Origin of the sequence: Cyclobacterium xiamenense (assembly GCF_009467825.1) — a bacterium.
Classification (GTDB): Bacteria; Bacteroidota; Bacteroidia; order Cytophagales; family Cyclobacteriaceae; genus Cyclobacterium; species Cyclobacterium xiamenense.
Window position 1 is genome coordinate 167,180 of record NZ_WIOK01000003.1, and the last position, 22,879, is coordinate 190,058.

The 22,879-nt window shown below is 47.8% G+C and carries 20 protein-coding genes; 4 read left to right on the plus strand and 16 right to left on the minus strand.

All coding sequences use genetic code 11. From position 1 onward, the window contains the following. Positions 1-64: 64 nt before the first annotated feature. Complete coding sequence (locus tag GCU44_RS03425; RefSeq protein ID WP_154853828.1) at positions 65-469, plus strand: META domain-containing protein; 405 nt, start codon at positions 65-67, stop codon at positions 467-469. A gap of 42 nt (positions 470-511) precedes the next feature. Here GCU44_RS03425 and purU read toward each other — a convergent pair whose 3' ends face one another. The 4 genes from purU to rbfA form a co-directional block, all read right to left on the minus strand. After that, a complete protein-coding gene (purU, locus tag GCU44_RS03430) occupies positions 512-1,366 on the minus strand; it encodes a formyltetrahydrofolate deformylase (RefSeq protein ID WP_154853831.1) in 855 nt (284 codons plus the stop codon). A 45-nt stretch (positions 1,367-1,411) separates the two neighbouring features. After that, positions 1,412-4,348 carry a DEAD/DEAH box helicase gene (locus GCU44_RS03435; protein WP_154853834.1) on the minus strand — a complete coding sequence of 979 codons (2,937 nt, stop codon included), beginning with the start codon at positions 4,346-4,348 and terminating at the stop codon, positions 1,412-1,414. A 109-nt stretch (positions 4,349-4,457) separates the two neighbouring features. Next, positions 4,458-5,681, minus strand: coding sequence for an FtsX-like permease family protein (locus GCU44_RS03440; protein ID WP_154853837.1), 1,224 nt, complete (start codon positions 5,679-5,681; stop codon positions 4,458-4,460). 11 nt (positions 5,682-5,692) lie between these two features. After that, positions 5,693-6,076, minus strand: a complete 384-nt coding sequence (gene rbfA / locus GCU44_RS03445) for a 30S ribosome-binding factor RbfA (protein ID WP_154853840.1) — start codon at positions 6,074-6,076, stop codon at positions 5,693-5,695. A gap of 121 nt (positions 6,077-6,197) precedes the next feature. On the opposite strand from rbfA, the gene GCU44_RS03450 reads away from it, so the two are divergent. Further along, positions 6,198-7,559 (plus strand): hypothetical protein, encoded by a 1,362-nt coding sequence (locus GCU44_RS03450; protein WP_154853843.1) that lies wholly within the window; start codon positions 6,198-6,200, stop codon positions 7,557-7,559. A gap of 47 nt (positions 7,560-7,606) precedes the next feature. Here the strand turns inward: GCU44_RS03450 and rpiB are convergent, their stop codons facing one another. The 5 genes from rpiB to GCU44_RS03475 all read right to left on the minus strand — a co-directional run bounded on the left by rpiB (position 7,607) and on the right by GCU44_RS03475 (position 13,132). Beyond that, on the minus strand, positions 7,607-8,041 hold the full coding sequence (gene rpiB / locus GCU44_RS03455; protein ID WP_092173544.1) for a ribose 5-phosphate isomerase B: 435 nt from the start codon (positions 8,039-8,041) through the stop codon (positions 7,607-7,609). Between the two features lie 10 nt (positions 8,042-8,051). Then, the gene (tatC, locus tag GCU44_RS03460; RefSeq protein ID WP_092173541.1) at positions 8,052-8,897 is read right to left on the minus strand and encodes a twin-arginine translocase subunit TatC; all 846 of its coding nucleotides are present in this window, start codon (positions 8,895-8,897) and stop codon (positions 8,052-8,054) included. A 16-nt stretch (positions 8,898-8,913) separates the two neighbouring features. Beyond that, the gene (locus tag GCU44_RS03465; RefSeq protein WP_154853845.1) at positions 8,914-10,182 is read right to left on the minus strand and encodes a serine hydroxymethyltransferase; all 1,269 of its coding nucleotides are present in this window, start codon (positions 10,180-10,182) and stop codon (positions 8,914-8,916) included. Between the two features lie 212 nt (positions 10,183-10,394). Then, positions 10,395-12,662 (minus strand): TonB-dependent receptor, encoded by a 2,268-nt coding sequence (locus GCU44_RS03470; protein ID WP_154853848.1) that lies wholly within the window; start codon positions 12,660-12,662, stop codon positions 10,395-10,397. Positions 12,663-12,772: 110 nt separating this feature from the next. Next, positions 12,773-13,132 carry a hypothetical protein gene (locus GCU44_RS03475; protein ID WP_154853851.1) on the minus strand — a complete coding sequence of 120 codons (360 nt, stop codon included), beginning with the start codon at positions 13,130-13,132 and terminating at the stop codon, positions 12,773-12,775. A gap of 164 nt (positions 13,133-13,296) precedes the next feature. On the opposite strand from GCU44_RS03475, the gene GCU44_RS03480 reads away from it, so the two are divergent. Next, on the plus strand, positions 13,297-13,668 hold the full coding sequence (locus GCU44_RS03480; RefSeq protein WP_092173531.1) for a UDP-glucuronosyltransferase: 372 nt from the start codon (positions 13,297-13,299) through the stop codon (positions 13,666-13,668). A 61-nt stretch (positions 13,669-13,729) separates the two neighbouring features. After that, the gene (locus GCU44_RS03485; RefSeq protein WP_154853853.1) at positions 13,730-14,653 is read left to right on the plus strand and encodes an AEC family transporter; all 924 of its coding nucleotides are present in this window, start codon (positions 13,730-13,732) and stop codon (positions 14,651-14,653) included. 2 nt (positions 14,654-14,655) lie between these two features. Here the strand turns inward: GCU44_RS03485 and GCU44_RS03490 are convergent, their stop codons facing one another. The 7 genes from GCU44_RS03490 to GCU44_RS03520 all read right to left on the minus strand — a co-directional run bounded on the left by GCU44_RS03490 (position 14,656) and on the right by GCU44_RS03520 (position 22,862). Beyond that, a complete protein-coding gene (locus GCU44_RS03490) occupies positions 14,656-17,658 on the minus strand; it encodes an AsmA family protein (protein WP_154853856.1) in 3,003 nt (1,000 codons plus the stop codon). 157 nt (positions 17,659-17,815) lie between these two features. Then, a complete protein-coding gene (locus GCU44_RS03495) occupies positions 17,816-18,424 on the minus strand; it encodes an NADPH-dependent F420 reductase (protein ID WP_154853859.1) in 609 nt (202 codons plus the stop codon). Positions 18,425-18,653: 229 nt separating this feature from the next. After that, positions 18,654-19,457 (minus strand): inositol monophosphatase family protein, encoded by an 804-nt coding sequence (locus GCU44_RS03500; RefSeq protein WP_154853864.1) that lies wholly within the window; start codon positions 19,455-19,457, stop codon positions 18,654-18,656. Continuing rightward, on the minus strand, positions 19,457-20,140 hold the full coding sequence (gene rsmI / locus GCU44_RS03505) for a 16S rRNA (cytidine(1402)-2'-O)-methyltransferase (RefSeq protein ID WP_154853867.1): 684 nt from the start codon (positions 20,138-20,140) through the stop codon (positions 19,457-19,459). The genes GCU44_RS03500 and rsmI overlap by 1 nt, the downstream gene beginning before the upstream one ends. After that, positions 20,140-20,370 carry a 4a-hydroxytetrahydrobiopterin dehydratase gene (locus GCU44_RS03510; RefSeq protein WP_092173515.1) on the minus strand — a complete coding sequence of 77 codons (231 nt, stop codon included), beginning with the start codon at positions 20,368-20,370 and terminating at the stop codon, positions 20,140-20,142. The genes rsmI and GCU44_RS03510 overlap by 1 nt, the downstream gene beginning before the upstream one ends. Before the next feature lie 11 nt (positions 20,371-20,381). Next, positions 20,382-20,648 (minus strand): DUF493 family protein, encoded by a 267-nt coding sequence (locus GCU44_RS03515; protein ID WP_092173513.1) that lies wholly within the window; start codon positions 20,646-20,648, stop codon positions 20,382-20,384. Positions 20,649-20,747: 99 nt separating this feature from the next. Next, positions 20,748-22,862, minus strand: a complete 2,115-nt coding sequence (locus GCU44_RS03520) for a peptidylprolyl isomerase (RefSeq protein WP_154853870.1) — start codon at positions 22,860-22,862, stop codon at positions 20,748-20,750. Positions 22,863-22,879 lie beyond the last annotated feature (17 nt).

Genomic DNA, 22,879 nt, shown 5'->3' on the forward strand with positions numbered 1-22,879 from the left:
ATTTGCTTGACGTACTTACCAGGCACATCCTGGTATCCGATATTTCAAACGTAAAAACGATTCTATGAAATTCTTATTCAACACAGTTCTTACAGGTTTACTGGCCATCGGTTTGGTTGCCTGCAATCCCGAACCCGTAGAGCTATCGGATCACGATTGGTTCGTAACGGATTTGGCGGGATCTTCGGCCGCAAAGGAGAAATTAGCCGATCTTTCGCTCGAATTTAAGGAGGAACAGGCAATTGGCGGATTTGCCGGGTGCAACGACTACCGGGGGGCTGCCACCTATAACCGGGAGCAAATTAAATTTTCGACGCTGTATGCGGACACCGATTCCTGCGACGACATCAACCTGGAAAAACGGTTCCTTTCCAATCTGGAATCCAGTACCAGCTATACCTACCGTGCCGGAACATTGGTACTTTACGACGATGGCGGAAACATCCTGGTAGAAATGGAAAAAAATTAGGTCGAATGAAGAGACCAGACTTTCGTCAAAAAAGCATCCGGCTCAGCTAAAAATAATGGTGCGGTTGCCCACTACCTTAATTTTTTGGGCCAGGTGGTATTTGATGGCCCTGGAAAGGACTACTTTTTCGACGTCCTGCCCGATTTGCACCAGCTCATCGACGGTATTGTGGTGCCTTACGCGCGCCACATCCTGCTCGATGATGGGCCCTGCGTCCAGTTCTTCCGTCACGTAATGGGCCGTTGCACCAATTATTTTCACCCCTCTTTTGTAGGCAGCGTGGTAGGGTTTTGCGCCGACAAAGGCCGGTAAAAACGAATGGTGGATATTGATGATGCTGTTTGGAAAATGGGAGATAAAAACAGGGGACAAAATCTGCATGTACCGGGCTAGCACCACAAAATCGACACCATGCGCCTGAAGCAAGCGAATCTGTTCTGCTTCCTGGCTCACTTTGTTTGCCTTCGTTACCGGCAGGTGGTAGAAAGGAATCCCAAAGGCCTTGACCACCGGCTCAAGGTCCGGGTGATTGGAAATAACCAGGGGGATATCCACCTGAAACTGCCCGGAATAATACCGGCTGAGTATGTCAAACAAACAGTGTGACAATTTTGAAACGAACAGCGCCATTTTTGGCTTTGGGAAATTAAATGACAAGGTATAGTTCATGTCAAAAACCGCCGCTACCTGACTGCCAAATTGTTCGTGAATTTGGTCTTTGGCAATCCCAAAGGTATCAAGTTCCCACTCTGCCCGCATGAAAAAATCCCCGATCTCCTCGTCTATGTATTGATCAATGGCCAAAATATTTCCATTATTTTCGAACAAAAACCGGGAAACGGCGGCGACAATGCCTTTGTTGTCTTTGCATTGGATGATGAGTATGGCAGTATGCATGGGATAGGTTTATTGAGTTATCGGCAGATGCTGTAGGGAAAAAGGTTAAGCAAGCAATGCGGAAATATCTTCCTGGCTAAGGCTTTTGATAAAACTCTCCTCGGTACTGATCAATTCGCCCGCAAGCGCCATTTTTCGTTCCTGAAGCGCCATGATCTTTTCCTCGACCGTATTTCGGGTAATGAACTTATAAATGATTACTTTATTTTGTTGACCGATGCGATGAGCTCGGTCAATGGCCTGCGACTCTACGGCAGGATTCCACCAGGGGTCCAACAAAAACACGTATTCCGCTTTGGTCAGATTTAGGCCCACTCCACCAGCTTTGAGCGAAATCAGGAATACCTGTATGTTGGGATCTTCCTGGAAGCGGGTTACTTGTGCCTGCCGGTCTTTCGTTGCGCCATCCAAATAGGCAAAGGGGATTTGTTCCTGGCATAAGAATTCTTTGACAATCGCCAGATGCCTGACAAATTGACTAAAAATCAATACTTTATGCCCTTCACTTACCGTGGATTTTACCATATGGGTCACGTCTTCCAGTTTACCCGAGTCGCCGGTGTATCCCTCGTCCACCATTTTTGGATGATTTGCCAGTTGGCGGAGCTGAGTCAACCCTCTCAGTAAGGTGAGCGATTTCTTGGAAACTCCGGGAATAGATAACTCATCAATGATCTTGTCCCGGTAATAGGCCTTGACATCCTCGTAGGCGTTTTCCTGTTCCGAGGTCATGGTAGAGTATTGTACATTGACCACTTTTTCCGGAAGGTCGGTGGCCACTTGAGATTTTAGCCTCCTCAGGATAAAAGGCTTGATCATCGCGTTGAGCTTTCCAATTTTGTCGGTGTCGTTCTTTTTTTCGATGGGCATCAAAAACTGTTTCTTAAACGCTGTTTGCCCACCCAACAGGCCCCGATTGATAAAGTTCATCTGCGACCACAGGTCCATGGTACCGTTTTCAACCGGAGTACCTGTCAAAATCAGTTTATGATTGCTCTTTAGTTGGATCACTGCTTTGGAAATGATGCTATCGGGGTTTTTGATCGCCTGAGATTCGTCCAGAATGATATAGTTAAAATAAAACTCCTTTAAAATTTCGATATCCAATCGGGCGATGCCGTACGAGGTCAGCACCAGATCGTACCGCCCAAACTGGCTGCAGTCCTTGATGCGCTGTGTCCCGGTATAAATTAGTATTCGCAGTTTAGGAGTAAATTTTTTGGCCTCCAGCTCCCAGTTGTATATCAGGGAGGTGGGCATGACGAGCAGCGAAGTAGTTCCCTCCGAACGTTCCTTTTCCATGGCCAGCAATGCCAGGGTTTGCACGGTTTTTCCCAGGCCCATATCGTCAGCCAGGCATCCACCAAAATTGTACTCGTTGAGAAACCGCATCCAATTATAACCCGCCTTCTGATACGGACGAAGTGTACCTTTGAAGTAATGGGACAAGGCGTAATCGTCAATGGAAGAAAAATCTTTCAATTTTTTCAGCCGCTCACTCAGAGACAGTTTGATTAGATTCCCTTTCTCGAGTTCTTGCGCCAATGCAATGTGATGCTTCTTTAATTTGAAGTTGCCCTGTTCGGCCTCCTTCTCTTCCATAAAAGAAAAAATCTCTCCATAATTCACAAACCAGGATTTTGGAATAATGGCCACCTCGTCATTTGGAAGTTGGATTTCCGTTTTACCTTTCATGAGTAATTTCCTGAATTTCAGGAAGGATATTTCGTACTCTCCAAACGTAACGGTAGCTTCTACATCGAACCAATCAATTTTTTCGTGGATTTTCACATTGATCTTGGCCGAACCAATGAAATACTTCTTGCCTTTATCCTGAGAAGTCTGGTGAATTTTTATGCCCAACTCGTCCAAACCCGGTCGATGGTTAATGATCCAGTCGTAGGCTTCCCGCTTGGACATGGAAAACCGGCCATTCCTTACCGGCAACCCTTTCGACTTTAGGAAATCTCCATAGTAGGTTTCTCGGTCCAGATCCCGCACTACCTTATGAAAGGTATAATCATCTCCGTTTTTTTCCAATTCCACATTGGTAGGTTTGGCCTGATCTGCTCTAAAGGTATAGTCTCCGTACGTAAAACGAAGATCAAATACCATTTTCTCTTCTTCTTCGATACCGGTGTTTTTTCCAAACATATCCACGGTAGGGTTACCCGGCAAATCGCCTAAAAACAAGATCGGTTGGGGATCGGATCGCTCTACTTTGATTTCGAAGCCTTTCGCAAACACATCAAAGGAAGCCAGCAACTGGGTCACAAACTTTTGGTAATAGGATTCCTCAACTTTTTTGGGAATAACGATAAACTTTTTATTCAAAAAAGGAAGCAGCTTTTTCCCATCCACATCCTTTTCGAAGCTAAAAAGTCGAGAATCGACCACCAGCCAGGCCGGTTGGTGGCAAATAAGATAGCTTCCTTTGTACTGCCATTCCAGTTTTTCGCTTTTATACTTGATGGTTGGGAAATAATGCGTGTTTTCTTCGTTTCTCCGGAAATGAAAAAGCACAGATGCTTTCTCGGGCATGATTTCGATTTCCTTCCATACCGGATTTCCATCGTTTCCCATTTCAAACAAGCGCTTGTGTTTGATTTTTTCTAAAATTTTTGCCCGGGTAATTTCCAGCCTACCCTCGATTAGCTTTTGTATTTCCTTGTTGGCCTGCGTTTGCTGCCCTTCCTCGAATACCTTCCGTAAAAATTCTTTGGGCTTGTTATTTTTTACATTAAACTTTTTTATGATCGCTTCCTGCTGCATGCTGTCCATCAGGCGTATCAGCTCCAGGTCGGTGTCATCGATGCCTCCCTCAAATTCACGCGCATTCTTGTAGGAAATATTTTGATACGCAAAAGACAACCTCCCTTTTTCGTCCAGCTGTACCGCAAAAGACTCAAAAAGAATACCAAGAAACTCATGACTAAAAAGAGAATATACGATTTCAAACGGCTTTTCGGAAGCTACTTTCATTGCAGGTGTTTTTGAACAAAAAGGAACGTATTGCTGTGTTTTTTAGATTTGGCAGTTTGCAAATTACAGAAATATTTAAAAAATTTAAAGAGATCATCCCTTTTATCGGCTATAAATGTCGGGTGGTTGAAACCTTCGAGGCAATCAAGGCCGGCCGGTAAGATGCCAACAGGGTAATGATGATCACACTCAGACTGGTATACAAAAAGTCCGTCCATTGCATCTTTACCGGGTAGGCATCCACAATGGAGGAGGTAACACCCAGTGAAACCAAACCGAACCTATCCTGAATCCAGCAAATCAAGAAACCAAGCAACAAACCTGCAACTGCCCCCGAAAAGGCGATAATGGCCCCTTCCTTCAAAAAAATGGCTCGGATAAACCGACGCGTTCCCCCCATGGATAGCAAAACCGCGATGTCTTTCTTTTTTTCTATGGCGAGCATGCTCAGTGAAAAAAATATATTGAACGACGCGACTGCTAAAATAAAGGTTAGGGTAAGGAAAACGAATAGTTTTTCCAGCCGGATGGTCATCAGTAAGCTTGCATGTTGCTCGTCACTGTCTTTTACCGAAAAATCTTCGCCCAGTAATTGCCGTAAATTGTCCTTCACCGCCTGAATGGAATAACCTTCCGCTACCTTGATTTCCAACGCAGTTCGCCGTTCGCCGTACTCCAATAAGCGGGCGGCAAAATCCAAGGGGACAATGAGGTATTCGTCGTCGTATTGTTTTTCGATACTAAATATCCCTGCGGGACGGATCACTTCGCGATTGTACATACTAGAGGGATCAATGCTACCCGCCCGGGGCTCTTTGGGATAAAAAACCTGCATCAATTCAAATTCATCGTCCAGATCAAGCAGAAGAAAATACGACAAGCCCCTACCGAGAATGGCCTCGGGCCTACCCTCCTCCCCCAAGCTCATTTCTCCCGTAAGGCGCCCTTTTTCAAAGCGGTTTTGTCCCAGAAAATTATCCGAAACACCTTTTAGCGTAGCCACTACCTGATGATCCCCGTAGCGAACCAGGGCATTGTCCTCAATCACCTCTGTTAGAATGGCCACTCCCTCGCTATTTTCTATGGAAGCGAGAAAGTCCCCGTCCACTTCAAACGACTTCCCCATAACCGGCATCACCTTCAAATCCGCATCAAAGGACGCATATAGCCCCTTTATCAGATCTTCCAATCCATTAAATACGGACAATACGACCACCAGAGCCATGGTTCCGACGGCCACACCGATCATCGAAATCCTCGACAGAACCGTGATGAAATTTTTTTTGGCTTTACTCTTAAAGTACCTTGCCGCTATGAAATAGGAGAGGTTCAAGTGTGCATTGGTTAGTTTTCTTCTTCGTCTTCCGTTTCATCCGACGGGTCCGGAATCTCCAGTTTGGAGATCACCTCGTCCATGTGTTGGGCGTAAGCAGCGGACTCATCCAGGTAAAAGACCAATTCGGGAATCACCCGTACCGACTTCCCGATGCGGTTGCCCAGGAATTTCCGTAGCTGACCCTTATTTTCATTTATCCGCTCAAACAACGCCTGGTTATCGGCCAGTAAAAAACTCAAATTTACCTTCGCCACACCGAGGTCCGGACTCATCAGTACCCGAACTACGGTCACCATGGCTTTGCCTACCAGCGGCTTCCCCTCCCGCTGAAAAATTTCTCCCAGCTCCTTTTGGATTAATTTCGAATATTTTTGTTGTCGCTTCGTTTCCATGCTGCCGTTTTTATTCGTAACAAATTTAGTGAAATATACGGGTAACCTTTAATTTCGTAAATTGAGTTTTAAACAAATATAAGCCTTGCTTGAATTTTTCAAAATTAACGACCCGTTGCGAATGGTTGGAATCTTTTTCCTACTGTTGCTTTTCCGGATTCCGTATTCGTTTATCGACATTCCCCTTACCCAACCGGAATTGCTTTGGCAAATGCTGGGCGAGCGAACGGCGGCAGGAAACCTGCCCTACGTTGATACGCTGGACGGTACGGGGCCGTTTTCAGTGGTAATTTATTGGTTCAATGAACTGCTGACAGGCAATTCCCTGCTTTCGTTTCGGATTATTGCTTTTGTTCTACTGATCTCCCAAATCTATTTTACCAACGAACTTTTTATCAAAATCAACGCCTACGAGGAGAATAACTACCTGCCCGCCTTGATCATGGCCATCACCTTTCAACTATCCTTCGATTTCATGACGCTTTCTCCGGCATTGATGGGCAGCCTTTTCCTAATGCTGGCAATGGGACATTTACTGAGCCAAACGACCATCAATGCCAATCCGGTACCTTCCGTTCTGTTGATGGGGTTTTGGGGAGGCGTGGCGTTTTGTTTTCATTTCCCTTACCTGGTCTTTCTCCCTTTCCTACTACTTACAGGCTTGTTTATCATTGGGATTTCCTTTCAGCAGTTGTGCCTGCTGCTTACCGCCTACTTGCTTCCAATGAGCCTTTGTATGGTCTACTATTTTCTACGGGATGGCCTAAGCGAATTCATTGAATTGTACCTGCTGCTGGGATTTAAGGTGCCCCCTGTTTACCACGTCAACACCAACGGGCTCTTGGTGATTTTTTCCCTACCCTTGTTCCTCGCCCTTATCGGTTATATCAATAATAGCCTGCAGCACCGCATGAATGTGACCCAACAAAAGCAAAATCAGTTGATGTTGGTATTTTTACTGGTAAACCTGGGGTCGTTTTTTCTTCTCGATCGGGTAAGTCCGTTCCAATTTGTCATGCTTATCCCCCCGCTGGTCTATTTTATCTCCCACTTGCTCAGCCTCGGTAAGAAAAGAAGCACCCAGCAAGGCATGATCTACGGGTACCTCTTGCTAATACCACTGATAGGCTATGGTTGGGTATTCTACCAAAGCCATACCCCCGCGTTTGACAGTTATGCGGCTAGATCAATGGAAACTACCCAAACAGATGGGGATATAAAAGTCATGGTACTGGGAGAAAATCTGGACCGCTACTCCAGAACCGGAATGGGCAATCCTTACCTGAATTTCCGTCTAACCAGACAGTATTTTGAAGAAATGGATCCAATGGACAGGAAAATGAAGTTTTATAACGACCTACGGAAAGCCTCCCCCGACCTGATCATCGATGTGGACACAACCTATGCTTCCTGGGCAAGCGGCATTCCTGCTTTGGATCAGCTTTACCGCAGAAATGGACAGGTGCTCCAAAGAACCGAATAAAACGAAAGCGTTTGATTGCGAAAGCCAGGCCTTTCCTCAATCACCGATTAGCAGGGTATCTTATTCACGCGTCTGGCATGCCTTCCTCCTTCAAATTCGGTAGTAAGAAACCGCAACACCATTTTTTCGGTAAGCTCGAAAGAAACGAACCGGGAAGGGATAGAGATTAGGTTGGCGTCGTTGTGCTGCCGAGCCAACTCCGCCAGCTCCTCATTCCAGCAAATAGCAGCACGAATGGCTTGGTGCTTATTAGCCGTGATCGCCACTCCGTTTCCGCTTCCGCAGAGGATTACTCCCAGGCGAAATTCACCCGATTCCACCGCTTCGCACAAAGGGTGCACGTAATCCGGATAATCTACCGATGCATCCGTATAGGGACCAAAGTCCTTGACTTCGTAGCCTTTTTTTTCCAGCCGGTCGATCAGCTGCTGCTTGTAGGCAAAACCGGCATGATCGCCGCCGATGGCAATTTTCTCAGACATGTCTAATGGTTTAAAACCCGTTTTCCAATTCATCTTCCCTACGCTTTTTCTCCAGCCGCTTGGCGATGATGATTCCGGCCTCATACAATACCAAAATAGGCATTGCTATCAGAATTTGGCTGATTACATCCGGAGGAGTAATCAGCGCAGACAAGACCAGGATCACCACGATAGCATGCCTTCGGTACGTCTTTAGCATCAAGGAAGATACCAAACCCGCCTGGGTTAGAAAATAAATCACGATGGGCAATTGAAACATCACCGCCGATGCAAGCACCAACATGGACAAGGTAGAAACATACGAAGTTATGTCAAATTCGTTGGCAATGGAGGGGTCTAACTGATAGTTAGACAGGAAGTTGATCGACAAAGGAGAAAGGATAAAATACCCAAAACTAGCCCCCATAAAAAACAGTAAACTCACGAAAAACACGGCTCCACGGGCTGCATTCTTTTCCTTGTCGTACAATCCGGGGCTGATAAATCGCCATACCTCCCAAAATACGTAGGGGAAGGAAGCGATCAAACCAACGACCAAACTAGAGGTAATGTGCATGGAAAACTGCCCGGTCATCTGTCTGCTCTGAATGATAAACGGGAGCTGCTCGATGCACAGCGCCGGCAATGAGAAAAAATCCGACAACTGGCACAGTACGCGGTACGTGATGAAGTCAATTTTGGACGGGCCTAATATCACCTGCCCGAAAACAAAGCTCTTCGAAAGAAAGGCCAGAACCATAAAAACCAAAATGGCAGATATTGATCGCAGCAAATGCCATCGCAGTTGCTCCAAATGGTCCAGAAAGGACATGCCGTTCTCTTCTTCCTCTTCTTCGTTGTATTGATCCAGTGCCACGTACGTTTCTATTTTTTTAGTATAAGGGAAATTGAACCATCCACTCGTTTACTTCTACCTTGATCGATTCCAATTGACTTTCGTCTCCGTGGTGTATCAGGGAACGGTCGATCAAGCCCACAATTCGAACCATATCTGCTTCCTTCAGTCCCCGGGTCGTAACCGCTGCCGTGCCGATACGCATGCCGGAAGTTACGAAGGGCGACTTGGTATCAAAAGGAACCATGTTTTTATTGATGGTGATGTCTACTTTCCCCAGGGTTTCCTCCGCAATCTTACCAGTCAGCTCTTTATTTCGTAAATCGATCAGCATGAGGTGGTTGTCGGTACCACCGGATATCAATTGGTATCCCTTTTTGACGAAGGCATCGGCCATTACCGCCGCATTTTTCTTCACCTGCACCACGTAGTCCATGTATTCATCGGAAAGTGCTTCCTGAAAAGCGATGGCCTTCGCTGCTATAATGTGTTCCAATGGTCCGCCCTGTGTACCTGGAAATACACCTGAATCAAGCAGGGCAGACATCTTGCGCAATTCACCTTTCGGATTTTTTACCCCAAAGGGGTTATCAAAATCCTCCCGCATCAAGATCAGCCCTCCTCGGGGGCCTCTCAATGTCTTGTGGGTGGTGGTCGTCACTACGTGACAAAACTCAAGCGGATCATTTAGCAAACCACGTGCGATCAATCCCGAGGGATGGGAAATGTCCGCCAGCAAAATCGCCCCCACCTGATCGGCGATGTTGCGTAGCCGTTCGTAATCCCAGTCCCTGCTGTAAGCAGAAGCGCCGCAAATGAGCAACTTGGGTTTTACAGCGAGGGCTTTTTCTTCTACCTTGTCGTAATCAATGACTCCGGTAGCTTCCTCCACCCCGTAAAAATGGGGGTCGTATAACTTGCCGGAAAAGTTGACAGGAGAGCCATGGGTCAAATGTCCACCGTGGGATAAATCAAACCCAAGGATAGCGTCACCGGCATTCAGACAAGCCAGAAAAACAGCGGCGTTGGCCTGTGCCCCGGAATGGGGTTGTACATTGGCCCAGGAAGCACCAAATAACTCTTTGGCCCGGTCTATGGCAATTTGCTCAATGTCGTCTACGATTTCACATCCACCATAATACCTTTTCTTTGGCAATCCTTCGGCGTATTTATTCGTAAGTACGCTACCGGCAGCCTCCATGACCTGTTTGCTGGTAAAGTTTTCTGAAGCAATCAGTTCTATTCCTCTTTTTTGCCGGTCCTCTTCCCTGCCAATCAGGTCAAATATCAATTGATCTCGTTTCATGTAGTAAGCCTGTCATTTTTGCCTTGCTTCCCTTATCCATCTAAGGAAAACGGGGAAGTTGCAATCCGTTTGATTTCAAATTCGAATGCCAAAATTACTCCTAAACTGCGTATAATCCAATTGTCTGTTCAAATTGATTGGGCAATCGTATAAGAAATATTATTCCTGGTTCGGGACCCTGCTGGCTACCTTATTGAACCAATCCTGGATGCTTAAAACCTGAATTGCAGGTTTAGGGAGATGTTTCTACCTGTTTGCGCCACACCGAATGGACGGTATAGGGACATGTGGTCCAGAAAGTAGGTATCGAGGATATTGTTTGCTGCCAGGGATACATCCAATTCCTGTTGCCAGAGGTTCAAACGAATCCCTGCATGCAGACCCAAAATATAATACCCGGGCGTGGATTCCTCCAGGGGAGCCGGTCGGTTTTGATCCAATACCAGACTCCCTGTCACGTTTACATAGGGTTGCTTGAAACTCCCGTAGTCACCGAACGTAAATCCAAGGTCTTGATTCCATCGAAAGGCCGGAATGTACGGCAAATAGGTTTGGTCCGATCTGCGCTTCCCAATCACCAGGCTATACGAGGTAGTCCCGGAAAGCCCTGGTAGGGCCGACGGATGAATAGCAAGCATTACCTCTCCTCCGTAGAGTCCCGCATTGTCCTGCTCAAATTTCCAGACAGTCAGGTCGCCTCTTCGTTCGTCTGAGGGGGCAAAATAAATGTAGTTGTTTACCCGGTTGTAAAAGACCTCTGTGGAAACGGAAAAATCGGCAACCTGGTACCGTATCCCGAAATCCGACTGAATGTTTTGCTCGCGGACGAAATCAGCGCTTCCTTGCTCAAACCGGGCCGTGCCCGGATGCGGGCCGTTGGAATACAATTCGGCCAAATCCGGTGCCCTGAAACCAGAGGCCACATTCAAGCGGAAACGCCAGGACTCCGTGGGGCGAAACGTAGCTCCCGCACTGCCGGTGATTCCATCAAACGACCTGCTAAGTTTCCGATCGGCCGGCGACCCGGGAAGTTCAAAACCGTAGTCTAGAAAATTTGGTGCACTGGCGTCGGCTGTCACCTTGCGGTAATCGTACCGGAGCCCCCCCTGCACGACCCAGTGCGGATCGGAATAATTCAGCAAGGCGTACAGCGATCGGTCGTCCTTCACGGCATCCGGAATCAATATCTCCGCCGCATCTACGTAATTCACCGTACGCAGCAAAAAACCCTGAACCCCTACGATCGCTTCGATCTTCGGGCCAAGGGATTTGTAGTACTTGATATCGTACATGAAATTGCGCTGCCGCAAGCCCAAATCTACCCGGGCAAAATCATCCTCTGTTTCCTCCCGAAAATTCCAATGGTAGCCAAAAGTGGCTTTTAGTTTGTCTTCTCCCAGAAAAAGATTGGTCTCTGAGTTTAAAAAATGGTCCGAAACGTCTTGAAATGGCAACTGAAGGGCTCGGTCATTTCGCGTGGTTACCAGTGCCTCCTGATTATTCTCATCCAAAATCCCCAGCTTTTGCTTCAGGTAGGTATACCGGATTCGGGTGTCCCCCCAGTTTTTTCTAAGGCCCACCCCCGCTTTGATGCCTTGCGTTTGGAAGCGGGTGTTTCCAATGGTGGCACCCGATCCGTCCTGGTAGTCCGCATGGGATTCGGAGGCTCCCCTCAGGGACCAGAGAAAACCATCCTCCGACGCTCCTTTGATCCCGGCCTCCATTCGCCGGCCGAGGGAGTTGCTGTACACGCGGGCCTGCACGTCGCCGGTCACTTCTCCGGCGGCTGCATCGGGAGCTTCGATCAAATTTACCACCCCTGCCATGGCTCCAGAGCCGTAAATAATGGACGCAGGGCCCTTGATGATTTCAACACCCGAAAGGCCCGTTTCGGTAAGGCCAAGTCCGTGGTCTGCCCCCCATTGTTGGTTTTCAAACCGCGCCCCCTGGTAAACAGACAAAACCCTGCTGAACGATAGGCCCCGAATCACGGGCTTGCTGATACCCGGCCCCAGGGAAACCTCGCTCACCCCGGGTGTTTTTGCAAGCCCGGTCATCAAACTGGGGTAGGGATTTCGCAGCAGGGATTGTTTGTTAATTTTTTCGATAGAAATGGGGGAACGTTCCCTACTCATAATGTAGCCGGCAGAAACCACGACCTCGTCCACAGAGGCAGTCGCCGATTCGAGCTGAACGTCCAGCGTGGATTGGTTGGCCGCATTGACTTTTCTCAGTGCCGTGGCATATCCCACGTAGGAAAACTGGATGGTAAGATTTCGGGAGGGCAGCCCATCGATCCGATAAAGACCCGCTGCATTAGAGATGGCGCCTCTGCCAAGCTCTGGTACAAAAACCGTGACGCCAATGAGCGGCTCGGAGGTGTCCCCGTCCCGCAAGGTTCCTGACAGTGCATGGGTTTGTGCCCAGGCCGCCGGGACTAAGGGCAGGAGGAAAATTCCCAGGGTAAATAGGTAATTCATAGCGATTGGATTAAATGAAAAAAGCCACGACCAATGCCGGTACTACCCAAGGGCATGCCGGTAGGCCAAAGAAAAACTCCCCTGTTTCCACAAACGTTTGGAAAAAGAGGTCAGTGGTAGCGAATGGCCGGGGGACCCCTCAAGGACAGGGTTTCCCGGAACTGAACACCGGGATGCTCCAAGGGCAAAAGCGGCCGGGGGACATCGTACACGTGAGTAGCTTCATAGACAAAACCCAATCGGTCAGGCAAAAAAAACTGCACATGCGTCAGCATGTCCAACAGTAAGATCTCATTTTCGGAATGCTCCCGGTTTTGCTCGTCCTCTTCGGAAAGAAAGGGATGAGCGTGACGGATTATTTCCCCCGACTCCAGCACGTGCTCGTGGTAAAAGATCACGTTATTGACCTGCATCAAACCGAGTACAAGCAGCAATCCATACGTAACATTCGGTACTATTTTTCGAATCAATCTCAAAATTCAGCAGTCAATGAACAACAAACTTACGCATTAATTGGCAAGGCAGCAATGGAAACAAAAGATAAGTCTTATTTTTATTTTAGTCTTGTCTAACAATAAGCACCCAAGGAGTTCGGATTTCTATTTGGAAGTTTAATCGCTTATATTTGTGTGAGATGGATTTCGATTACAGACCCGCGACCTATTTCAATGGAACAGGAGCGAGCGCGCTGCTCGTAAAGCTCACCTATCCCGAAAGCCAATGGGGAGAGGAAATATGTATTTTCGCTACCGCTTTGGATGGCGAATTGTTTTTTGAAATCGTGGACTTTTATGGCAACGAATACCAATCCAAGCCGGAAGTTTCCAAAAGACCCCTGAACCTTCAGGAGTTGATCTTATTGATCGAGTCGCTGGAAGTAGATCCGGAAGCAGAAATCGGAAACATCAACCAAACGCTGGCTGGTATTCCAATCGCCGAAAGCGAACTTTATCCGCAACTGAAAGACTATTTTGCCCAAAAACGGGTTCACTTCGGATACAGGTAATCCATCGCTTTTTACCTGCTATTTCTGAGAAATTACGTAGTTTTGCCCGCAAGTCTATCCCATGTCAAACATACTGCTTGTCCTTAGTTCCATACTGGTTGGCGTATTCCTCCAGAGAATTAAGGAATTTCCGACCGACGCTCCAAAAGCACTGAACGCCTACCTCATCTACGTAGTGTTACCGGCTGTTTCCTTGCTGTATATTTCCAAGTTGGAACTAAGCCCTTCCCTGCTATTGCCGATTTCTGTGGCGTGGATCATCTTTTCGCTCAGCTGGGTGCTGTTCGGCTATCTGGGAAAAAAACTCGGCTGGAAAAGAAATACCATTGGCTGTCTGATTATTTGCGGCGGACTCTCCAATACCGGTTTCGTCGGCTATCCGATCATCGAAGCAATCTACGGTGCCGAAGGCCTAAAAATCGCAGTATTGGTGGATCAGCCCGGTTCGTTTTTAGTAGTCAGTAGCCTGGCGATTATTGTTGCTTCCCTGTACGGTGCCGAAAAAATGCGGAAACGAGACATCTCCAAACGAATGCTGGTCTTTCCCCCGTTTCTATTTTTCCTGATGGCCTTGTTGTTGAACGTTTTTCAAGTAGAGATACGCGGGGTGGTGCAGGAAATTCTCGAAAGTTTTGCTGCCACGCTAACGCCCATTGCACTGATCGCGGTGGGTTTGCAAATCAAGATAAAACTCAACGATATCAAGGATAATTTCCTCTGGTACGGGCTGATTCACAAACTGCTGCTGGTACCGACCGTAATTTTTTTGGTGTATTTTTGGCTATTGCGACCGGAGGGAGAACAAAACCTGATATTCAAGGTAAGCGTAATGGAGGCCGCAATGGCTCCCATGATCACCTCTTCCATCATCGCGACCAACTACAACCTTCGACCAAAACTGGCTTCCCTGTTGGTGGGCATTGGCATCCCCCTGTCGTTCCTGACATTAACGGGCTGGTATTACCTATTGGAGTACTTCCGGTAGTGTTATTCCGGGTCTGGGTTTTCCTCTCCAGTAGTTTTTTTTCGGTTTGTAAATCCTCGTAAGAGATTTTTGACCTCGTTTGCCGCCTTTTCTTTGGTTTCTTCGACCAGCCTGGAGGCTTCCTGCTCCACGCTATCCCGCGCGACCGCTGCCTTTTCTTTTACCTCTTGCCGCAAACTGTCCTCCCGCGCTTTGAATTCAGCGGCGATGTTTTCTTTGGCAGTTGCCTTACCTCCTGATAGCTGCTGTTTTATTGCGTTCGAAACGTAGCTTTCCAGACTTTCCGAGGATGCCAGGGAAATTTCCGGCCGTCCATAGGTTCCCCCCAGGGTAATTGCCAGTGGAATGGTGGTTCCCGAAAGGTCGGTTCCCACTAACCCACCGACCAGGCCGGTTACCTGTGGACCAAAGGTATCGGCCGGTACTGCTACCGTCACCAGGTAATTCATCCGGCCATCAAATCCGGTACTACCCTGAACGTTGGCCGCATAATTCCATAGCTGCAGCTCAAAGGGCGCTACCTGTAGCATGCCATCGTTGATGTCAACGCGGATATCCAAGGGCTTCAACCGAAGCGCTGCTGCATCCTTCAATGGGGTTAGGTTTGCGATTCCTTTTATCAGCGGACTCTCGTTGACCGCGGTTTCGCTGACTGCGATTTGTCCATTCCCGTCCAGGCTAGACAAAACAGGCAGCATATCCTGTCCCAGAAGTCCGGAAAACGCAAATTTGGTTGCAAAGGTCCCAGCCACATGCTGCGCAATCGGCGCAAAGGTTTTTATGGTAGTAAATGACTGAAAGGCTTCCTGAATACCCATCCCGCCGATATCCAGTTCCATGGCAAACGAGGGATGGATCAGGTCCCGTGGGTCGTACGTGCCATCGAATGCAAGGGAGCCGCCCAGGGCACGGGTGGTAAATCCATCCAGGCGCAATACACCGTCTGCCAACCGCAACGCTCCACTGGCATCGGTAAGGGAAAGGTTATCGTACCGAATCCGATCTGCCTTCACGCGCATGGTGAAGTCTACATCTGTTGGCAACGGAACCACTTGTAGGCTACTGCTATCTTCTTCGGTATTTTCAGAAGCGGTCATCCATTCGTTGACGTTGAAGCTACTGGAATAGAGATCCAGGTTGCCTCTGAGGGCCTGTCCCGCTGCACCAAACAGATAGCCCATGTAGTTCGCAAGGGCCCCCGTTGCCTCCAGGGGGCTTTCCCCGAAACGGGCGTCAAATTTGGTCAGACGGATACTTTCCGGGCTGAAATCACCAAGTGCTTCATTTATTCGTATCCCTTGGGGATACGTTTCATCCGCATAGTAAAAATCAAGCACCTGCAGCTCTCCGCTAGTCTCAAGTGCTGCAAAACGGTTGGCTTCTATTGCTTCGTAACTGCCCTTCGCATCAATCGCTGCCCGCACCTTTCCTTCCAGCAGGGTGTTTTCCAATGGAAAAACGGATGCCAATTTTGCCAGGTCCGCTGCCCCACGCAGGGAAAAATCGTACCTCATGGCTTCCAGGTCTTCCAGCATTAACCTTCCGCTTACGCTTTCGCCTTCCAATTCGAAACCGAACGTCGACACATTTACCAGCAGGTCCCGCATCCTCCCAGACGTGTTTTCTGCGTTTGCCCGAAAGTGGATACCTTCGATGGGAGCTGGGTAATTGTCACTCTTTACGTACCCTTCCTCAAAGGTGAAGTCGGCAGCTAGCTGTGGGATTTCCCCGGCAATGCTGTCATACCTCCCCGCTGCTTTCACATCCAGAAAGAGTTTTCCTCTGAGCTCAAGCCCCTCCATCGGGAAGATGGAGGTCAACTCCGCCAAGTCCAGGTTCCCTTTGAGCCCGGCGTCCATTTCGTAACGAAGGAGGTCTTTTAACTGAAAGTGTCCCACGACTGGCTGGTTGCCAAACTCCAGGGAGAATCGGGAAAGGTCCACCGAGGTACGGTCCAGATCTCCGGTAGCATTGGCTACCTTCAAATCCAGGTTCACGTGTTGAACCGGCCGGGGAAGATCCGGATATTGAAACATCCCATCATTTACGGTCAACGCAAAATCAAATCCCGGAAAACTTGTTTCACTGTACACCCCGCGAACGGCTCCTTTAAAATCCATGGACCCAGAGGAGGTCAAAGCGGAAAAGGAGTCGGAATAAATTCCAGGTACGAGCGACAAAATGCTCTTAAAATCGTTGTTTTGACCAGAAAAAACCATATCCATCTCGATCGACTCCTCGGGCATCGCCAGGAATCCATCGATCCCGAATCCAAATTCGTTTAGTTTCAACAAGGCATTTTCTGCGGAAAAGCGCATGTTTTCCAGATCCACGTTAATTTTTGAGTCGAGTGTGAGAAATTTGTCCGAAAGGTATTCCACTCCTTCATAGGTTACATTCACTACATCCATCGTACCCTTCAGCTGCAAATCGTAAACGTCCAGCGTCAGGTCTCCGCTACCCTGCAGATCGATGCCTGACAAGGCCATCAGGTAGTCCAGCGAACGGTCGTCGTAAATCAAATCTACATTCTTCACGTCTATCAGGTCTATTCCCATTTGAAAGAACGAGGCTGCTGGAGCCGGTTGCTCCACCGCATCCTCTTCCATGGCGATCAAATAATTTGCCTGCCCGTCCTCAAGAACCCTGATCGTAAGTTGCCCATCTTCCAGGTGCATACCTTTGAGTCGGGGATTCTCCTCAAATAACACAGACCAAACGTCCACGTCTACGTGGAGAGAGCTTACATGGATCAGGGTGTCGTTCTGAAACGGTGGGTTGCCTTTCACCCCAAAGTCTCCCATGCTTGCTGTCAAATAGGGAAAGTTTTGAAACACAGTCAATCCGACTTCATTCCGGTCATAGTACACCTGTGCGTTGACAGAAGCGGCAAATTCCCGATCCAGCATATCGAAAATCTTATCTTTAAAGAAAAAAGGAACAACGGCGAGTACCAGGAGTAAAATGGCAACGACTGTCAGAAATGCGAAAACGAGTTTTTTCATGGTAGTTTCTGTCTAAAAATTTACACGTGCTATCCATTAGTTTATTACGTGATTTTGGGCACGAAGTATACAAATGAATATGCAAAAACAGTACCGTTACCTAACGGCAACAAAAATAACCTGAGGTAGGTCTAAAAATGGGGAGGGGCCACAAGGCCTATACGGACATCAACCGAAAATGGCAATCGCCTGATTTTGCATGAGAAATTTCCTTGCTTAGGTGGTACACTGCTTCCAGCAAACAGGCATTTTTAATCATTCCCGCGTCAATCGCCTTAAATCCGATAAGCTCGATAAGTTTTTTTAGCAAGATCCGATCTTCCCTGCTATCCCCACAAAAGTACGTTTCCTTTATTAGCTCGAGCGGATCGGACTTGGGATAATCCAACCCCAGGTTATTGAATGCTTTAAACAAGCGTTCGTGACCAGTTTCCTTTCGGATATACGTGGTATTACAGTTTAAACTTTCATCGTGCAGGCCATTGGTGCAGTCAATGTATAATTTTTCATCAGTCCCGTATTCCTTCAGGTAATTACAAACAACGGGTAAAAATTCATTCTCACAGCAAATCAGAACAATATCCGATGCAGTGATCGCGTCCGCATAATTCAGTACATAATGATTCTGCATTCTAAGAATTTTCCACTCCACCTTTCGGGTACTGAATCCCTCTCGGACTCCAAATACCACATCCATACCTCTCGCGATAAACTTATTCCCCAAGTTGGTCGCCAGGTCGGTACCTCCTATAATCCCTATATTCATTTTATTTATGTTATGATGCATGTAAACTCCACTAATAAACCGTTTGTTTGAAAACCGCGGTAGGTACAAGCCTTGGGTGATTTGGTCACTACTTGGTGTTTCGTATTAAATGTTTGAAAGCTAATCAATTATAGCGAAAATACAAATTTATTTTTCAAACGCTTAAATATTTTTTTTGAAATATGTTTTTTGCAGTTAGTCACAAATTCCAAAGACCAATTATTTCTTACTAAAGTTCAAAATAAGTAGTGATTGCATCCAGTAGGTCTTGGTGGACCTTTCCATTGCTGGCCAGAATTTGTCCTCCAAACAAGTAATTTTCACCGCCACGAAAGTCAGTAACCTGGCCCCCGGCTTGTTTTACGATCAACGTACCCGCAGCCACGTCGTAGGACTGCAGGTTATACTCCAGGTAACCCTCTACCCTTCCGCAGGCCACGTAACACAAATCTACCGCGGCAGAACCGAGCCGTCGGAGCCCGTGGGTTTTTTTTAGAAAATGGGCAAGCAAGTCAAGGTACTGGTCTGTTTTTCCTCCGGCATCGTACGGAAAGCCGGTCGCAACCAGGCTATTCCCCAGGTCCGCAGCAGTACTCACCCGAATGGGTTGGTCATTGCAGGTCGCTTCCGATCCCAGACTGGCCGCAAAACACTCGTCCAAATTGATTTCGTATACCACCCCGGAAAGGACTTCGTTTCCTCGGGCCAGGGCGATTGATACGGCATAGGTTGGAATTCCGTGAACAAAATTGGTGGTCCCATCGAGGGGATCGACAATCCAGGTGAGTTCCTGTTTGTCATCGGAACGGGTCCCCTCTTCCGTGATAAACCCCGCCTGCGGAAGCAATTCGGCCAATCCCTCGACGATGATCTTTTCCGCTCCTTTGTCCACGTACGAAACCAGGTCATTAAAGCCCTTTTGCTCCACTTTTTCGCGATTGAAGCTCTTCCCTTCCTCCCGAATGAATGCGCCGGCATGCCGGGCCAGCACGGCTACTTCCCGGGTGACCCTTTCCAATTCAAGTTTGTCCATTATTTTCCCGAAACCGTGATAACGATTTCTCCTTTAAGTGTATGTTCGTTATAGTAATCTAGAATTTCCATCAGGCTGCCGCGGATATTTTCCTCATGCATCTTGGTCATTTCCCGACTCACGCAGGCCTGCCTTTCCGGTCCAAACGTCTCGGATAACTGTTGCAGGGTCTTTAGCAGCCGGTGTGGAGATTCGTAGAAAACCATGGTCCGTGTTTCGTCCTTCAGGGATTGTAGGCGGGTATTTCTTCCTTTTTTATGCGGCAAGAAGCCTTCAAATACGAATCGGTCGTTGGGTAGCCCGGAATTGACAAGAGCGGGTATGATGGCGGTGGCGCCAGGGAGGCTGCAAACCTCAAATCCTGCGCCAATGGCCTCCCTGACCAACAAAAAGCCAGGATCTGAAATCCCGGGGGTGCCGGCATCCGTTATCAAGGCGAAAACCATCCCTTCACCCATTCTTTTTAAAATCCGGGAAATACTTTGGTGTTCGTTATGAATGTGATAGCTCTCCAACGGCCGCCGAACGGCATGGTGTTTTAGCAACTTACCGGACGTTCGCGTATCTTCTGCTAAGATCACATCCACTTCCTGGAGCGTTTCCAGGGCCCTAAGTGTAATGTCCTTCAGGTTGCCTATTGGCGTGGGTACCAAAAATAGGCTCGTGGAAGCACTTTCCGCCATTAGAGTATCGCCGCTATGGCTTCTGCCAATTTTCTATCTTTTTCTGTAATGGTATTGCCCTGATCGTGGGTAGTCAGTTCTATCTGTACCTTGTTGTAGACATTACTCCAGTTGGGATGGTGCTCGTGAGCCTCGGCGAGAAAGGCTACACGCGTCATAAAGGCAAAAGCCTCCTGAAAGTCCTTAAACTCGAATGTTTGTGTCAACTTATTATCTTCTTCTTTCCACATATCTTGGTTGGTTATAGTGATACTACTCCTTCAATTTTTGCAGCCGCTTTGTACACCTCGATGATCGATTGGCTGTCTGGCATCATTGCCTTGATGGTGGCACTGGTATATTTTCCCTTCGATGAAACGCGTAATTTCATCTCATGGCCAGGCAATAAGGCAGCTACTTCTCCTTCTTTGCCGGTGGGCACAATAAACTTAAACATGTACAACGCAGGAAAACTGGTTTGATTTTCCAGTTTTTCCTTAAATGAATCGGTGTCGAATTTACTGCTCATATACGTTTGCAACGATTTTTACAGCAAATTAAATCCCTAAAAACCAAAAAATCCCATCCTTCGAAAAGGATGGGATAAAATTTTTGCTTAATTCTGGTATTAAAAGAACTTATACCGATAATCCTTTACTTCTGCCAGCTCTTCCATAGCCATCATGATCATGTAGCCCGTTCGCTGGGAAGCATTTGCCGTCAATTCGTTTTGATAGCGGGTGTAGTCGGCTATTTCGGATGCGGGGATAATGTCGTTCAATTGGGCAACGATGACACCAATATCCTCTTGGATCGGATCGGTCATTTCCCCGGACTCGCGTAATCCAAAAATAGCGCCAACTGCCTTCGGCGCAAATCCTACACCAGGCAATACGCTCGCGTTCATACGTAAATCAGGTGTTGACCCGATGGATGCATCGGGGAAGACCTCTTTAATCGCCTCCAATGTTTCCAAACCGGATATTTTCTCCTTAATGTACGCTGCTTTCTTCTCGTTTTTCAGTTGGTTGGTCGCCTGAGCTTTTATCTCGGGATTGGCAATCGTTCCGTCACCCTCCTCTGTCTTGCCGGAAAGCAACGCCACCACGTAGGCATCATCGAGTTCGAAAACGTCAGAAACTGTACCCACTGAAGCGTCATTGAATGCCCATCGAACGATCTCCCGGGCACCGGTCATGTTATTTAACGAGCGAGCTGTGGGCCCCACACCAATGGCTGACACTACCTGGTAATCCTCCTTCTCGGCGTTTGCTTCGAAGGTGGTGGCATTGGTAGAATTTGCCGCAAAGTAATCGGCATTTCGGAATATGTCGTTTCGGGTAATGTCACTGGCAATCAACTCCAATTCCAAAACAGCCAATTTTTTGGTTTCTGTCTGCGGCATCTCTGTCACCTTGATGATGTGAAATCCGTATTCAGTTTCCACCAGTCGGTTGATTACCCCTTCGCTTCTTGCACTGAAAACGGCATCGGCAAACTCCGTGACAAAATCATCCCGGAAAAACCATCCCAGATCCCCGCCTCGCTGCGAGGTAGCGTCTTCGCCATACTGGGCGGCTGCAACCTCAAAGTTTCCGGTTTCATTGACTTCCTCCAACACTTCCTGGGCCCGGGCCCGAACTTGTTCTTTGGCTTCGCCTTCCAATCCTTCGGCATTCAACAATATGTGACTGGCCCTCATTCGCGGCGCGCCATCGTACCTATCGGAAATCTTATAGGCTACATAACTGGAATTATTGCTCAGAAAAGGACCATACACCACTCCTGTCTCGGGTTCTTCTACATTGTTGCTAAAGTTCACCGGAAGCGGATCTCCCGGGTTGATGGTTTGGAAAGGATTCTGCGCTTCAGAGTTCCGCACCACAAACGCAGAATCATTGGATGCCTCCCTCAGTTCGGCGACAAGGCCATTGATTTGTTCCAGCGTGGCAGCAGAATCTTCCGGGCTAGGATGAAGGGGAAACCGTACGTAACGCAGTCCCCTGCTTTCCGTAACTTTAAACTTTTCTTGGTTTTTGCTGATATACGATCGGACTTCGGAATCGGATACCTGTACCAGTGAATCGGAGACGGCATAATACGGAATCTGTATGTGCCGTACGTCGGCAATGGTATTCGCCATCTTATGCTGAAGCTGCCCCTCCGTCGTCGTGGCGTACTCTGAGGTGGCCAGAATATTATCGTATTTGATCCGTAAACGGGAATCGGCAAATAACTTTTCCTGTTGTGCCCAAAACATTTGCTGCTGAGGATCCGCCGTTTGAAGAGATTGAAGAAAGGTCACCAATTGATCCCGGTCAAATTCTCCGGTTTGGGGGTTGGTGAGTTGCCGCCGCAATTCGCCAATGATGTTTTTTCCCTGCACCATGTCGACCAGCTCCTCGTCCGAAACGACCAGACCTAGTTCCTGGTATTGTTGGGAAAAGATCTTTTCCACGATCAAGGCCTGCCAGGCTTGCTCCCGAATACTAGATAACTCGTTTTCATTGGGGTTTCTACCCGTATTTTGCTGAAAACTCATTTTGGTCTGTTCGATTTTCTGAACGTATTCGTCATAGGAAATGTCTTCTCCGGCTATTTCTCCGACTGTGGTCCGACTGGACCCCAGAATAGTGGAATTTGGGCCCAAAATATCCCCGCCTACCAAAAAGAAAATCAGTCCCACCGCAATCACACCGATCGCAAGTCCTGTCCTTTGTCTAATTTGTTTTATTAATGCCATTATCCTGTTTTTTGCAG

What these genes read in the sequence shown, in the direction of transcription:
- GCU44_RS03490 (WP_154853856.1), bottom strand. Translation starts at nt 17,658, where the DNA reads ATGAAAAAACTCGTTTTCGCATTTCTGACAGTCGTTGCCATTTTACTC.
- GCU44_RS03515 (WP_092173513.1), bottom strand. Translation starts at nt 20,648, where the DNA reads ATGAGCAGTAAATTCGACACCGATTCATTTAAGGAAAAACTGGAAAAT.
- GCU44_RS03465 (WP_154853845.1), bottom strand. Translation starts at nt 10,182, where the DNA reads ATGAAACGAGATCAATTGATATTTGACCTGATTGGCAGGGAAGAGGAC.
- rsmI (WP_154853867.1), bottom strand. Translation starts at nt 20,140, where the DNA reads ATGGCGGAAAGTGCTTCCACGAGCCTATTTTTGGTACCCACGCCAATA.
- GCU44_RS03425 (WP_154853828.1), top strand. Translation starts at nt 65, where the DNA reads ATGAAATTCTTATTCAACACAGTTCTTACAGGTTTACTGGCCATCGGT.
- GCU44_RS03435 (WP_154853834.1), bottom strand. Translation starts at nt 4,348, where the DNA reads ATGAAAGTAGCTTCCGAAAAGCCGTTTGAAATCGTATATTCTCTTTTT.
- rbfA (WP_154853840.1), bottom strand. Translation starts at nt 6,076, where the DNA reads ATGGAAACGAAGCGACAACAAAAATATTCGAAATTAATCCAAAAGGAG.
- GCU44_RS03510 (WP_092173515.1), bottom strand. Translation starts at nt 20,370, where the DNA reads ATGTGGAAAGAAGAAGATAATAAGTTGACACAAACATTCGAGTTTAAG.
- purU (WP_154853831.1), bottom strand. Translation starts at nt 1,366, where the DNA reads ATGCATACTGCCATACTCATCATCCAATGCAAAGACAACAAAGGCATT.
- GCU44_RS03480 (WP_092173531.1), top strand. Translation starts at nt 13,297, where the DNA reads ATGGATTTCGATTACAGACCCGCGACCTATTTCAATGGAACAGGAGCG.
- GCU44_RS03500 (WP_154853864.1), bottom strand. Translation starts at nt 19,457, where the DNA reads ATGGACAAACTTGAATTGGAAAGGGTCACCCGGGAAGTAGCCGTGCTG.
- GCU44_RS03485 (WP_154853853.1), top strand. Translation starts at nt 13,730, where the DNA reads ATGTCAAACATACTGCTTGTCCTTAGTTCCATACTGGTTGGCGTATTC.
- GCU44_RS03520 (WP_154853870.1), bottom strand. Translation starts at nt 22,862, where the DNA reads ATGGCATTAATAAAACAAATTAGACAAAGGACAGGACTTGCGATCGGT.
- GCU44_RS03470 (WP_154853848.1), bottom strand. Translation starts at nt 12,662, where the DNA reads ATGAATTACCTATTTACCCTGGGAATTTTCCTCCTGCCCTTAGTCCCG.
- rpiB (WP_092173544.1), bottom strand. Translation starts at nt 8,041, where the DNA reads ATGTCTGAGAAAATTGCCATCGGCGGCGATCATGCCGGTTTTGCCTAC.
- GCU44_RS03450 (WP_154853843.1), top strand. Translation starts at nt 6,198, where the DNA reads ATGGTTGGAATCTTTTTCCTACTGTTGCTTTTCCGGATTCCGTATTCG.
- GCU44_RS03495 (WP_154853859.1), bottom strand. Translation starts at nt 18,424, where the DNA reads ATGAATATAGGGATTATAGGAGGTACCGACCTGGCGACCAACTTGGGG.